Origin of the sequence: Psychrobacter sp. PG1, assembly GCF_014897815.1 — a bacterium.
Classification (GTDB): Bacteria; Pseudomonadota; Gammaproteobacteria; order Pseudomonadales; family Moraxellaceae; genus Psychrobacter.
The window spans coordinates 1-14,494 of the sequence record NZ_JABUZG010000051.1 but is presented as its reverse complement, the minus strand read 5'-3'; the positions used below and the strand labels follow the sequence as shown (position 1 = coordinate 14,494).

General features: G+C 38.7%; 16 protein-coding genes. All 16 read right to left on the bottom strand.

Annotation, left to right across the window (positions count from 1 at the left end):
- Positions 1-126: 126 nt before the first annotated feature.
- Positions 127-1,761, bottom strand: a complete 1,635-nt coding sequence (locus INT03_RS15060; RefSeq protein WP_193007999.1) for an RHS repeat protein — start codon at positions 1,759-1,761, stop codon at positions 127-129.
- A 44-nt stretch (positions 1,762-1,805) separates the two neighbouring features.
- Positions 1,806-1,982, bottom strand: a complete 177-nt coding sequence (locus tag INT03_RS05535) for a hypothetical protein (RefSeq protein WP_193007997.1) — start codon at positions 1,980-1,982, stop codon at positions 1,806-1,808.
- Between the two features lie 83 nt (positions 1,983-2,065).
- Positions 2,066-2,914, bottom strand: coding sequence for an IS3 family transposase (locus INT03_RS05530; protein ID WP_319021203.1), 849 nt, complete (start codon positions 2,912-2,914; stop codon positions 2,066-2,068).
- A 29-nt stretch (positions 2,915-2,943) separates the two neighbouring features.
- Positions 2,944-3,255, bottom strand: a complete 312-nt coding sequence (locus tag INT03_RS05525; protein ID WP_193007995.1) for a transposase — start codon at positions 3,253-3,255, stop codon at positions 2,944-2,946.
- Positions 3,256-3,478: 223 nt separating this feature from the next.
- Complete coding sequence (locus tag INT03_RS05520; protein ID WP_193007993.1) at positions 3,479-3,802, bottom strand: DUF6531 domain-containing protein; 324 nt, start codon at positions 3,800-3,802, stop codon at positions 3,479-3,481.
- 66 nt (positions 3,803-3,868) lie between these two features.
- Positions 3,869-4,867, bottom strand: coding sequence for a TadE/TadG family type IV pilus assembly protein (locus INT03_RS05515; RefSeq protein ID WP_193007991.1), 999 nt, complete (start codon positions 4,865-4,867; stop codon positions 3,869-3,871).
- Entirely contained in the window at positions 4,864-5,208 is a 345-nt protein-coding gene (locus INT03_RS05510) for a DUF192 domain-containing protein (RefSeq protein WP_319020727.1), read from the bottom strand. The genes INT03_RS05515 and INT03_RS05510 overlap by 4 nt, the downstream gene beginning before the upstream one ends.
- Positions 5,205-6,086, bottom strand: coding sequence for a type II secretion system F family protein (locus INT03_RS05505; protein WP_193007989.1), 882 nt, complete (start codon positions 6,084-6,086; stop codon positions 5,205-5,207). The genes INT03_RS05510 and INT03_RS05505 overlap by 4 nt, the downstream gene beginning before the upstream one ends.
- A gap of 7 nt (positions 6,087-6,093) precedes the next feature.
- On the bottom strand, positions 6,094-6,930 hold the full coding sequence (locus INT03_RS05500; RefSeq protein WP_193007988.1) for a type II secretion system F family protein: 837 nt from the start codon (positions 6,928-6,930) through the stop codon (positions 6,094-6,096).
- A 12-nt stretch (positions 6,931-6,942) separates the two neighbouring features.
- Positions 6,943-8,670: an ATPase, T2SS/T4P/T4SS family gene (locus INT03_RS05495; RefSeq protein WP_226950382.1), complete on the bottom strand. Its 1,728-nt coding sequence runs from the start codon at positions 8,668-8,670 to the stop codon at positions 6,943-6,945.
- A complete protein-coding gene (locus tag INT03_RS05490) occupies positions 8,671-10,011 on the bottom strand; it encodes a type II and III secretion system protein family protein (RefSeq protein ID WP_193007981.1) in 1,341 nt (446 codons plus the stop codon).
- Between the two features lie 13 nt (positions 10,012-10,024).
- Positions 10,025-10,978 carry a Flp pilus assembly protein CpaB gene (cpaB, locus tag INT03_RS05485; RefSeq protein WP_193007979.1) on the bottom strand — a complete coding sequence of 318 codons (954 nt, stop codon included), beginning with the start codon at positions 10,976-10,978 and terminating at the stop codon, positions 10,025-10,027.
- Between the two features lie 202 nt (positions 10,979-11,180).
- Complete coding sequence (locus INT03_RS05480; RefSeq protein WP_193007977.1) at positions 11,181-11,798, bottom strand: hypothetical protein; 618 nt, start codon at positions 11,796-11,798, stop codon at positions 11,181-11,183.
- A complete protein-coding gene (locus INT03_RS05475; RefSeq protein WP_193007975.1) occupies positions 11,795-12,559 on the bottom strand; it encodes a TadE/TadG family type IV pilus assembly protein in 765 nt (254 codons plus the stop codon). Before INT03_RS05475 ends, INT03_RS05480 begins: the two co-directional genes overlap by 4 nt.
- Positions 12,556-13,932 (bottom strand): hypothetical protein, encoded by a 1,377-nt coding sequence (locus INT03_RS05470; RefSeq protein WP_193007974.1) that lies wholly within the window; start codon positions 13,930-13,932, stop codon positions 12,556-12,558. The genes INT03_RS05475 and INT03_RS05470 overlap by 4 nt, the downstream gene beginning before the upstream one ends.
- Before the next feature lie 72 nt (positions 13,933-14,004).
- Positions 14,005-14,265, bottom strand: coding sequence for a pilus assembly protein (locus tag INT03_RS05465; RefSeq protein WP_193007972.1), 261 nt, complete (start codon positions 14,263-14,265; stop codon positions 14,005-14,007).
- Positions 14,266-14,494 lie beyond the last annotated feature (229 nt).

Here is a 14,494-nt window from a genome sequence, read left to right as displayed (position 1 = left end):
TGAGATTGTAGAATTCAGCCGCTTGAACAAAGGTCATACCCTCATCTAAACTTTTTAGTACTTGTCTACGAAAATCTAGTGAGTAAGTCATGGTCTTTATAATAACAATTGGATTTGATAATTAGTTTATAACACTTTTAAGTGGGTTTTACTATAGTCAGGGCCAATGACAGATTTTTTCTGATTGTAATCACCCCATACTACTTTAGCGCTATCATCATTGGTGATAATATCGATGATGCGTCCAAAACCATCATAGCTAACATTTATCTTTTGTCCTAGCTCATTAGTGACTTTGGTTAGATTATCCTCAGCATTCCACTCATAATGCGTCCAACCAGTTGTCGGACTTTTTTCTGCTATTACCCTGTGGAAGTCATCAAAGTGCGCAGTTGTCACTTTGTCATTTTTGTCTCTGAGCTCTTGGGTTGCAACAGGTATGGCTAAGTCTAAACCTGCGTCAAGCTCTGCACTACTATTATCCACCGTTTCAAACGCGGTGTGCTGCTCGACTTTGCCATCAACTAATAAGTTAGCAGCCGTTAGATTGCCCTCAGTATCACGAGTCAAATCAATCTGCGTCTGTTTACCATCGCCCATGCCGATGATTTGCCCACTTGCCTCATACTGGTAGTTCAGTATCTGACCGAGTGGATCAGTGATCTGCTGGATTCTACCTAAGGGGTCATATTCGATGGTACTGACCTGTCCTGCTTGATCGCTTTGGGTGACTTGACCTTGAGCATTGTACTGATAGTGGTTCGTTGTGCCGTCTATATTAACTAGAGTGACGACTCGGCCTTGATTGTCGTAGCTCATGGCTTGAGTCAAACCCTCAGGATAATTGATACCGATTAGCTGACCTTGATTATCATACTGATAGCGTGTTGTGTCTTGATTGCCTTGCAAAGGTCCATCTACTGCTACTAGCTGTTGCTTACCATTAATCTTGCTATAGCGATAAATGGTGGTACGACTGATCGGCTGTAATGAAGAGTTTACAGTCTCAGGTCGAAACCCGCTCTCGGTCATCGCGGTAACATTCCCCGACTCATCATAGGTAAGACTAGTCTGTGAGGTTTTGCCCTCAACTACACTGGGATGAGTGATTGAAGTCGGTAGCATGGGATAGTCTACACTTTCATAGCGATAAGTCAGCCACGTTTGCTGGTTGTCCTTGTTTGTCTGCGTCACTTTGATCGTGCGCCCAAGCGTATCATAGCTAGTGGCTGTTGAGGCGACAGCTTGACCTTGCGCGTTTAGCTGACTGGTTTTAGTCACCCGTCCTGCATCGTCATACTCATAGCTGACATTGCTTGGACCACAAGTCACGCAGCCTGCGCCTGTTACAGACAGTAGCTGTGCTTCATCTTTCCTATATCGATAGCGGTAATCTGTCGTTTCCCCTACACTGTTGGTAAGAGTGTTGGTGAAGACATGATTCGCTTGGGTAGGAATGACAGTGTCGCTGTCATAAACAATACTCACCTTCTCTACACCGTCTTTATGAGAGGAGCTAATAGCTCTATCATAAGCATCATAAGTCCATTCGGTAATGAGCTGAGCCTGTTTATTGCGATCATAGCTATATTTGGCGGTGAGGTTATGCTTATCAAAAGGGTCGTTGTACTGGTAACCTGTTCTAACCCCAGTCGGTGAGACCACTTGAGCGAGGTTGCCCTTTTGGTCTAATAAGTACACCCATCTGCCAGTGCTATCTTTAGTGTTGTTGCTGCTCTTGTTCAGGGTACTACTAGTCACACTGATCTTAGGTAGGCCACTCTTTGTGGTCTCATAAGCGAACTTTAGGGTGTCGCCAGTATGGTTGCGGACTTGAGCAAGCTTGCCATCAGTGCCATAGGTGAGTGACCAGTAGGGGCTGCTAAGATTGTCCGCTTGTTCGGTGACGCGAGAGAGTTGACCGTAGCGAGATATACCAAGCTGGTTGACGGTATTGACTTGTTTGTGAATGACAAATTCAAACTGTTTGCCTGTCGGTAGGGTCCACAGCCAAGTGGCTTTACTCGGGTCAGCACTTTGAGCGCGCTCGATATGTAGTGGTCAACTAATTTAGGACACCTGATAAGAGGTTTTTATTAAAGTAGCGTTTCTCTTTTTCTAGCGGTGTTAAATAATCATTAAAACGATGCGGTCTTACGATCTGATAATAGCCACAGATATAATCAGCAATGGCGCTTTTAGCATCATCGATATTCTCATAACCACCTTTTGGCATCCACTCCGTCTTAAAGCTTCTAAAGAATCGTTCTGTTGGGGCATTATCCCAACAGTTTCCGCGACGGCTCATACTTTGCGTCATGCCATTACAACTGGCCACGGATTCAGCGAATGTCTTACTGGTGTAATGGGTACCTTGATCAGAGTGAAACAACACGCCACTTGGCTTTAATCGCGTCTGATACGCCATCTGCAACGCCTTAGCGGTCAGTATGCTATCAGGGGAATCTGATACAGCAAAGCCAACAATACGACGGGCATACAAGTCTAAAGTAACGGCTAGGTAGCACCAGCCGCCTTTGATGCGAATATAGGTCACATCACCTGTCCAAACTTGATTGGGTGCTGTTGGGCTAAAGTTACGGTTCAATAGGTTTCCATGGATTTTATGCGTGTTATCAGCGTGCTTATATTTATGCATTTTTATTTGACGACTTTGAAGTCCCATCTGCGCCATGAGTTTACCTGCTATATAACGAGTCAGCTTGATGCCATGTTCATTCATCATGATGGTGGCAATGCTACGATCGCCTGCTGAGTGCTTTGAATCGTTGAATATTTGGCGTATTAAGGCTTTGGTTTTGACGGCTTCAAGGCTAATTGGCTTGGGCTTTAGTCCATAATAGTAGCTGCTCTTCATCACGCCAAACAGCTTGCACAGAAGGCTTTTACTTATCCGTCTGTCTTGCTCTGCAAGCTGACTGATTAACGATAGCCGTTCAGGCTGTCCAAGGCCAGCAGAGCAGAAGCCTTTTTTAGTATATCGCGCTCCATAGTCAGCCGTTTAACCTGTTTACGCAGTTCTTGGAGCTCTCGCTGCTCATCTGTTAAGGCGTTGCCGACTTTAGGTGCTTGGCCAGTCATTTCTTGACGGTATTGACTCGGCCATTTCTGCAGAGTGGATTTGCCTATTCCTAAAGAATCGGCCACGTCAGGTATTTTACGCTTATGATCAACGACTAAGCTGATCGCTTCTAATTTGAATTCTCGGGTATATTGATTGCGTTTGGTGGTCATACTGTTTGCCTCTTTAGGTTAGTATAAACCTCTTATGCGCTGTCCAAGTTTATTATGCCACTACAATATAACCCAGCTCGCTCTTGTCTGATATGTAGCGGGTGATAAACAGATTGCTACCTATAGTAGCGCCACTCTTTTGAAAGTGGAGTTGGCGGCCATCGGCTTGGATGATGTCTATCTTATCATCGGTATCTTGAAGCTGCATCTCGTAGTCATGACGCTAGCCGATGCCAAGCATACCGCGCTGCGTGCTTCTTGAGTTGTAGTAGCGGTTAAAGCTTAAGCTGTAGTCACTACTTGATTGAATGTCGGTTGCTGATTCAAATTTGTTGCCGTTTAGGACGTTGATGGGGTTGCCACCCGCCTGATCGGCTTTAATAATATCTACTATTGAAGGGGATTGTGGCACTGCACAGGTATTAGGAGTACCTAGGTTACTAGTACCATTACAAATAATAGTTCTATTTTCTGTTGTGCTCAAATCAGCGGCAACTAGCGTTGGAACGAGAATTAACAAGCTTGCAAACAGACGGTTCAAACGCATAAGTTATTCTCAACAAATATTTATTAAATTCAGATGATTATTAAATAGGTCAATACTATAGATTTGCTAAGGTGAACACGTATTTTGGTTTTGAAAGTCTGATAATGAGTCAGAACCCGATTCAGTGAGATTGCCATTAGCATCAAATGCGTTATCTATAGTATCCATCTGTGAGGCGCCTAAGGTGATAATGCCTAGAGCTATCAGCAGCTTGAGCCAGTCTTTATTGCTGGTGTTCTTGTCTGTATTGATACCGCCATTCGCTTTAATGTCTTCTATGATTTCTTCACGGCTCATGCCTTCATACTTGCCTGGTAGTTTGACGGTAGACAGATCAGGCAGTTCATGATTACCACCAACTGTGCCAGAAGTATTGCCAGGATTGTTTGAGGCGACCTTTAAGGTGTTTTGTATGGCTGGACTGAGCATTTGCGCTGAGACATCAACGACGATGGGAATTCTGTTAGACGCATATAGCATAGCGCTAAAAGCATCTTTAGAACCTGTCAAAAAGTTAAAGGTTTTAGCGAATATCCCTCCCACTAGGGGAATAGTAGGCTTATAGCCATAAGTAATTCTTAGTTTTAAAACATTAGCCTCTGATATATTCACACCAGAGCTAGCACCAAGCTTAGATTTAAGGTTTTCCATATCAGTGAGTTTATTAGGAATAACTTTTTGTTTAGTCCCTAATGTCTGTTGAAGAAGAGGACTGTTAAAGTCATCGAACGCTTGTGCTGTTGGGTTGATAATCTCAATTTTGGTAAATGGCGCTTCGGTAGCTTTAGCAAGTGCTAATACTTTGGCATTATCTAATTTACCACCACCGATACCTTTGTTAGCGCTCAAATAGGGTAGGAATCCTTTTAATAGTCCCATCTCAATTTGTTGAGGACTAGCATTTTCAATAGCACCTGCTCTAGCAGCTTCATATGAAGCATAGGTCAGATTGGTTTTTGCGTTATACATAAGGGTATACTGCAAGCCATTCATACCTAAGAAGAATATTAATGGTCCAATAGTGATAAATTCGGTTAATGTAGCCCCAAGCTGACTTGATTTCATAACTTATCCTCACTGAACTTTCGACCAATTATATCTAAAGGTAATTCGATAGAGTCTGCTGATAGCTCAACAACTTTATACGTAGATGTTGGACCTATACAAAATCGATTGGGCTTTATATTATTTCTAATAGCTAAAATAGTATTGTTCTTGGATAAAAATATAATATGAATAGCATAGCGCATACCAAGCGTATGTATAGAACTGCAAGGTACGATTAAAAGGCAATGTTTACTCTCAAGCTTCTTAGTAAACAACAGCCCTTTTAAACGTGATAAGAAGCTATCCGCTTTACGTATACTTAAGTCTCCCAACACAGTCTTAGTCATAACTTTGTTCACAAAAATGCATCCTTAATTAAGACATAAACGGGAAAGCCTATCACTATAAAAGTACAAGGAAAGATAAAAGCCACTAAGGGGAAAAGCAATTTTACAGGCGCTTCCATAGCCATTTTTTCAGCTTTCTGAAACCTTTCAATACGTCGCTGATCAGCCTGACTTCTCAATATAGGCCCGATATTCATACCCATTTTTTCAGCTTGAATAATTGAAGATACTAAACTTTTAATCGACTGATCATCAATTCTCAAACCCATTTTTCTAAATGCGTCAGACCTACTCACACCTGTCTTAACATCTCTAACAATTTTTTCAAACTCTTGTCTAACAGGACCAGCAGGACTTTTATCCACAGCCTGTCTTATGGCACCATTGAGATTCAGACCAGACTCTACGCTCAGGGTTATCATATCCAAAAAGAAAGGTAGGTTTTTAGATATACTGTTTAGCCTCTTTTTCTTGGCTTCTTTGAGCCAAAAATCTGGGTAAACATAGCCAAAAAGAGTGGCTATCAAAACTAACACCAAACTTTGTTCAGCTAAAATTAGTAGTACTAGCACAAATAGAGTAAAAACAATAGCACTTAATATTTTACTAGCAATAATATGTTCTGGTTTGAACTGGAACTCTACACCAGCGTAAACAATTTGCCTTTCATATTTAATATAAGTTTTATCTTTTATAAATGGAGCGAGATAGAATGCAATTATGTTAATAAAAAAGCCAAATAGCTTATAAAATAGTGGAGGATCGTCAAAATACTCTCTACTATCATCTGGTACACGTAGCATGATAAAAAGCAAGTACCAACAAAGAGCAAAAACTGCTAAGGTTATAAAGCCAATAAGGACATATATTTGGAAAGAAGAATTAAACATAAATCACCTATATGTCTATATTGACAATTTTTCGAATAAAAATAATACCTAATATTTCAAAAACTATTAAAGCGCCCAAGGCCATGTACCCTTCAGTAGTAGTCCATAGCTGTGACATAGCTTCAGGTTCCATTTTAGATAAGATCATAATTAGAGCTATTGGCATAGAACCTACTACCCAAGCCTGCATCTTACCTTGAGATGTTAAGGCCTTAATCTTTCCTTCTGCTTGAGCTATACTCCTCAGAGTCTGCGCGACGTTCTTTAAAGCATAAGAAAGCTCACCTCCCGTTTCAATTGAAGTTCTAATAACAGCAACGGTTAGCACCACTGAATTAAGAGGCATTCTTTTCGTAAAATTTTGCAGAGAATGATCAACCGAGACTCCAAGCTTTTGCTCGCGTACTAGCAATCCAATTTCTTGAGATAACGGTGGTGGGTACTCTTCAGCGATCAATGAAAACGCACCACTTAGGCTATTACCTGCTAATAATGATCCTCCCATGAGATCAATAGCATCAGGCAATTGCTTCTCAAACAAATTGATTCGCTTTTGTTTAATGTATCTGATCAAAATAAATGGTAAGGCTACCAAAGCAGCTACTATTCCAAAAACTAGTATGTAGTTACTTAAAAAATAAAGTGCTGAAAACATTAATAATATTGAGACAACGATGTAGATCAGAAAATATCTATCGATGTTGCTTTCACTAAAGTTTTGATCGAATACTTTTTTAAAGCTGTCTAACCTTTTTGTATCGTAGAAATTTGATACATTCTTAAAAAAGAAGGTATAGACAATAAAGAAAATTATCGTCAATATGACAAATATGCCTACGAACATAGCTTATTCGACCTATAAGTTGAAGTAGTCAGTTTTTATATCACTACCACTATCAATTAACTCTTGATAGAAGGAAGGTATAGTCTCAGTAGATCGAAATGCTCCTTGAATAATACCTTCATCGCTATATCCAGACTTGTTATATTTAAAGATATCCTGAAGCTGAATAGTATTTCCCTCAATACCAGTAACCTCAGTGATGTGAGTTATCTTACGAGTACCACAAGCAAAGCGAGTCTGCTGTACAATAATATCAATAGCAGAAACGATTTGCTCACGTATGGCTTGCAGTGGTAGCTCCATACCTGCCATTAATATTAAGGTTTCAAGCCTTGATAAAGCGTCTCTTGGAGTATTAGCGTGCAATGTAGTTAACGACCCCTCATGACCTGTATTCATAGCTTGTAGCATATCTAACGACTCAGCTCCTCGACACTCCCCTACTACAATTCTATCAGGGCGCATTCTCAACGAGTTTTTTACAAGATCGCGAATAGTTACTGACCCCTTCCCCTCTGCATTTGCAGGTCTAGACTCTAACGATATCAGATGATCATGATCAAGTTTTAGCTCGGCTGCATCTTCTATAGTGATAATACGCTCACCATTGGGTATAAAATTTGATAAAACATTTAGCAACGTGGTCTTACCAGAACCAGTACCACCCGAAATAATAATATTACGCTTATGCAACACACAAGATTCCAAAAATTCTGACATATCAGCTGATACACTACCCATATCTACTAAATCTTGTACTGTTAGTCTCTTTTCTGGAAATTTACGAATCGTAATCGTAGGACCCTTTAATGCTAATGGAGGTATCACTGCATTAACCCGTGAACCATCTTTTAAACGTGCATCTACCATTGGTGAAGATTCATCAATTCTTCTACCTATGGGAGAAACAATTCTTTCAATAATATCTAGAACAGCTTGATCACTACTAAAAACTGCGCCACTCAAATATATTTTTCCTTTCTTTTCAACATAAATTTCACTTGCTGAATTTACCATAATTTCAGAAACATCTTTATCTGTCAAAAACTGTTCTAGAGGCCCGAGCCCAATAGCCTCGTTCAAAACTAACTTTTTAATGCGTTCGATATTTGATCTATTGATTGTCAGATCATTATCTATAATTTTATTTAAACAAGTAGAAGCGGTCTCATATAGTTCATTATCTGACATTTTAGAGATGTCGTTTCTTTCAAGATCCATAGTCTCAACGAGTTTTTTGTGAAGCTCTTTCATAAGCTTCATATCTTTTTCTAACTCAAGTTTTGTATTTCTAAATAAAGTCAAACCAGTTTCAATAGGTTTAACTTTATTTATTGATATAGCAATAGGTTCTTTTTGATTATTTTCTTGCTCATCATCTGAAGATTGAGTATTTCTTATATCGTTTTGAAAATTTTCTTTTTGATCATCTGAATGATAATGTTGTTCATTAATTTGCAAAATGACGAATTTATATTTTCCAATTGTTATATGATCCCCTTTTAATAGTGGTCCATATATATCAATTTTAGAGTCATTAACATAAGTACCGTTTGCTCCCCGATCCAAATCTTCGACAACATAACCTGCAGGTAGCTTTTTAATTACCGCGTGTTCTTGTGATATTAGCCATCCTTTAATCTGTAGTTCGGCATCGCTACTTTTACCTATTAGAATATTCTCAGTACCAAATTCAATTATTGACTCATTTTCTTTATAAATTACCTTGAGCTGAATCATTTACTGAACCCTCTCTTCAAAATAGGTTCTGTTTTCGTTACTTTCAAAAAAATCCTTTGGCAAAAGCAGGTTGTTTTTATTAATATTTTCTACCATCTGATTTGCTTTAGTAACCATAGTTTCTGAAGGTTTGTCTTTTTCACTATAGATAAATGGAGTGACGATAAACAGTAATTCTGTTTTGACATCTATTTTACTCTTGTTTTTAAACAACCTACCGATAAATGGTGCTTTATGTAGTCCAGGTACTTGAGAGTCAGCCGCAGAGTTTCTATTATAATTTAAGCCACTTAGTACTAGTGTCTCACCATTTTGCAGACTAAAATCAGTGACTGTTTTTCTAGTCAATAAACCCGGTACATCCAAAACTTGTACGGCAGGATCTATTTCACTGATTTCAGACTCTATATTTGCAAGGATACTTCCGTCATTTTGAATAACAGGTGAAACATTAAGCTTTATACCGTAATCTTTAAACTCAACTGAAGGCGTTCCTGTAGCAGTTGCTGTAGTGAAAGGTACTTGCCCTCCAGATAAGAATTCAGCGTTACCTCCGTTTCTACAAGAGAGAACGGGGTGCGCGATCAAGTTAGCTGTACCTTTACTTTCCATTAAATTAATTTTACTGGTGATAGAGGATATTAGCCCTGCATAAGTTTGAAAAGGGCTAATAGCATTTCCTAAAGGAATGTTATCGAAGCCCAATCCACTGACATCTGATTTAAAAGCGTTACTTTTTTTGAATTCTCCAATAACGCCTACTTTAGGTCCATTGATCTGAGACGACCATTCAATACCCAAATTTTCACTCGCGCTTCTGCTTACTTCAACGATTTTTACATCAAAATACACCATACGCGTGTCGTTTTTATTGGCTGTTTGAGTGTTTGCACGGGTAAGATTAGTAACATAAGGATACTGAGTTAAAAAACTATCCACTTTTATTTTGTCATCATCGTTTAAATCTAAGCCTTCAACTAAAATCGTATCTCCAATAATATTTGCTGTTAAATTAGGATACTTTAATAAGAAATAATTAATTTCACTTAGCATTCTTGGTAGATTTGCAGGATATATATGGGTGTTTATGCTTTGAACTGATTTGTTTCTCCACACCTTAATAGTAGTGTCACCATTTTTTATTCCAGTCAATAAAATTCCCTTTTTGTCAATTGGTAAAGCATTGACAATCTCATCACTACCGACTGCCACGTTTGTAATACTACTATCTTTGATAAATTCAGATTGACCTACATAAAGAGTCATAATCCCATTATTTATATTGGCACTAGCGTAAGCTGAGAGACTTACCAAGATCAAACAAAATGATTTTTTAAACATAGATTACTCTTTATTAGTTATTTGTACTTCTATTACCGTATACAACATCTATTGAGGGCTTTCTTGGAACATTTGGTTGAGCAATAGGAGACTCTAGTATTGCTACGCTACGGTCCTGAATACCATCTATTCGATCTAAATAATCGTCTAATTCGGTATTGGGTAAGCGCTCGTTACTTATGTTGTCCTGCTCTGTAAAAGTTTTTAAGCTTAATTCGCGTTGTAGTGTCTCTAAGCTTACGATATTGGTAGTATAGGACATGTCATTTGGATTACGTAAAACAGCAGATAATCTTCCTAGCTCTAGTGCAGTGGTAACCCTAGAAACATCATCTATATTCAAGTCTAAGGTTATGGTGCTGTATCCATCATTGTATCCAGCATCTTGAGCATAACTTCCATTAACGCTTAAAGAGTCACCAGTAGCTAACACCCTTACATTTTGCATCAAAGGCGCAGCGATGACGTTTCCAAGCTTCTGATAGGTCAGTATCAAGTCAATATGGTCGTTAGGATTTAGCATTGAAGAGATTGAGCTTTGATCATCTACAGGTATGGTTAGTGCGCGTCTACCTGGCAGTAATCTACTAGCTAGCTGTCGACGTTCATCCGTATCGATAGACTGCCAAGTCAAGATATCACCCCTTTTTAGGTCTGATAATAATAATGCTCCGTCAATACTATCGGCTTGCTCAGGCGTTATAGCGGTAGACTGTGCAAACTCAGCTGGAATATCACTTCTAATTGCAAAACTCGCCTCATCAAACGGATTTACAACGGTGCCACTAGCTAGATCGCTATTAGCGACTATATAGCTAACCGTCTCTGTATCTAATGAATTGGCTATCTTTTTATCGACAATAAATTTCAATAAAAAAGCACACAATAGCGCCAAAACTATCGATACTATTAGTGCAAGAACATTTTTATTGAGTTTCTTGATTTTAACTCTATTAATTGTTTTCATTTTTTCTCTGAGTATTTATTGAGTCGACGTTATCTAAATTACTTATAGAATTTGAATAGTTGTCATGCCGAGTTTGAAACGCTTCTTGAAACATACTCCATAAGTTTTGATCTCCAACTTTAACGCCGAAGACTACTGCCACAATCACCATAGTTGCCAGTAAGTATTCTACTGAGATATTACCTCTTTGGTTACGCATAAGCTATTTACTCACTTCTATAATAAGCATAAAGTCTCCACGAGGACTCAGTTTGGATATTTTTATAACTCTTCGAGAGCTAGATGATTTTAGAGTATAGTTGGTAAACCCGATAGTTGATTCGATATTACGAGCTAATTTATTGAGTTGAGTCAGTAAACGCGCATATTCACTTTTACTGTAGCCTTGCATATTTATAGTACGAGTAACGTTCTTATAATCTTCTGTTTGTAAGTCCAAAGAAACTTTATTATTATTGATACTTACGGGATTAGGGACGTAAGATCTTTTGGCGGTGCTAGAGCAAGTCATATATCCTGCGATCGACTGCTTATAAGTGCTATCTATAGTGACAGTAGCTACACTCGACTTATCAAAGATAGATAAATTGCTACCTGTTAAGGAATAAGCTATGCCTTTTTTTTTCAATGCTTTTATCAGACAACCCGTGCCACAGTCGCTAGCAAAAGTATAATAATCTAATGGCTTGCCATTTATAATAGCATTACTGAATAAAGGTGCAGCGGCAAAACCTTTGATAGCTCTAAGCTGTTTACACACAGCACTATTGGCAGTTACTGACAAAAAGCTGGCGAGTATAAATACAATAATTTTATTCATTGAGGGTTAAACGTGGCTAGGCGATCTTTGGGAACTGCGTCATGATCGACTTCTACATCCTCTAATTTATGATGATCTAATACATCAAGTAATCCCAATGTAGAATCGCTAATCAATTTAAGTCCTGCTATAGCTATATTTGCAGGTTTAACGAATAAGTCTTGACTACCTCCAATATTTGGAATGACGACACTATCAAAGTTGTTCATTGAGTTTTGAATTTGACTTTTATCTCTTGCTGTAAGTGCTTGATTATCTATATATAAACTTTTGCTTATGGTCATAGAACTTGCAATTTCTGGAATAACATCTAAGTTCTCTAAGGGTACATTGATACTCACTGTTCCTTTTTTGTCATATATTCCTAAATTGGTTACTCTATCAAAGTTATTCCAACTCGCTCCCTGAGCACCACTCATATTAGAGCTATCGGCATTATAATTAATAGTCACTGAATCATTTTGATATATCTGTTGATTACCCTTACCAGTACCAAGTCTAGCCCCTTGATCATTTATCTGTTCATCATCGACAATTAAAGCTGTTTCACCAAAATATCGATCGCTTACTTCGCGACTAAGCTCCATATTATCTGTATTGCCTTCACGTACTCGCCAAGCCGCATAATCTAAAGCCTGAATGCTCATTATGTTTGCATTGGCAATTTTAGCTAGAATAGGTATCGACAATATAAGTGCTATAAGCACACTGAACGACACTGCAAATTCAATTGCTGCCTGACCCGATTCTTTGTTTTTCATGGTCCATTAGACTCCGCTACTGCAAGTGCACTGTTGTTGGTTAGTCTAACTTGCCAATATGGATTCAACAGACTGGCTTTTTCTAATCTGTTCTGATTAAAATAAGTGGGCCTACCTTGTCTATCCTGAATGGGTCGCTCAAAGTAAGCTTCAGCAGTAGATACTGCGGTAACATCATCTTTTGAGATAATATTTAATTCATCACCTACTTTTAAGTTAGAAGCACCGCTTGTGGTGTCAAGCCTATCTGCTTTTTTCGACACTCGAATTGAAGTAGGTAAAGTTGGCTCTTCTTGTGCCAACATTTTAGTTTCAAGATCCCAAAATTGTGGAACTCCTGACTCTCCCGCATTCATGGTTCTATTACGTCGCGAATCCCAGTGGGGTGTATATTGGTTACTTCTATTAGAAGCATCCTTATTTCTATTTACACTATTATACCCTGCGTTATTGCGCCAATCGTTGTCACCTGTACCACTATCTCTTACTACTGCACTACCGTAGCCCATCTGATCTTCGCGCCATCTGAGTCTCCATCTCTTCCTTTTTTTATAGTGGTGAGAGAATGTATCAACCCCTTTCCACTGATTGAAATCATTACTAAGCTCAGTACCGCCTCTAGCTTCAAGTCGGTTTTTAAAAAGAGGTATTTTGAATTCATCAATACTCTTTGCTCGACGCTCACGAGTAAAGTTATCTCGAGATGCTAAAACAACATCTTTTAAGCGAGCACGACCTATAGTAGGATCTGAGCTATTACCACTATAATGTTTTATAAAACTTCCACCCAACGGATTGACTGCATATTTTGAAGCTGTTATCAGAGGTCGAGAGTCAAATCCTGCGCCTATAGAGGATTTATCTATTGTGTCTTTGTGGACTTGTTGAATAGATATAAATGAAGAGCCATTTAGCAAATTTTGTTGATAGGATATAAGTTGTGTTGCTTGATTATTAATAAGGATAGTTGGAGCGGCTAAATCGGCGAGTGGCTGTACTGCTCTTGAATATTCAGTAATAGCTTCTTGAACGTATGGCCCAACATATGGTATGTATCGAATAGTACCAGTGTTTCGTGGCATAGGCTCGAAATGCTTAGCCCAACTAGCGACACTTACCGCTTGCGCAGTTGCCAGCTGATTAGCGATTTTGGCCTTATTCATGTAGGCATTAGCATTTAAGAGCTGCGCCTGTTTGGTCGCTGTGTTATAAGCAGCATGATCCGCCAGCACCTTAGCTTGGGTTCGCTCTGCCAATAGCTGAGAGCTATTAAATAAGTAAATCATTGACACTGCAAGGACTAAGGTAAAAGCAAGCATTAATAGTAATGCTTGCCCTTTTTGAGATGAGACATTTATAGGTGTTGGACTCATAATCAATGTACCTACCTATTACATAAATAGAAGCACTTACCAGTAATTAAAATGTTAATTAGCATTTACTTATTAGTCATTTTTAGCAAAATCTGCCATGCCTGATTTTGCTTTACCTTCATTTGTTGCTTTACCAGCAGCAGCATCAGTAACTGTTTTTTGTTTAGTACCGTCTTGACCAGCTAACTCTTGCGTAGCAGCAGCAGCCTGACTACGAGCGGTTTGACCAAAATATTTAAATGAACCAATAGCGGCAATAGCTACCAGTGCTACGATAATAATGTACTCAGTCATACCCTGACCAAGCTGCTTGCGCATGTTAGGTAACTGCATAGAAATACTCCGTTTAAGTATAGATAATGTAACTCATTGTATCTTACGATTTTATATTAGAACAAAACAATTGTAATGTCTATATTTTTTTAACGCTTCTAGTTAGTTATGCAATATCGAGATGCATGTGCCAAATTTCAGAACCTATATATATATTTATAAGACAATATCATTGTCTAAACTTTAAACTTGAACCGCCCCGGTATTGTCGGAGACTCAACATTCTGAG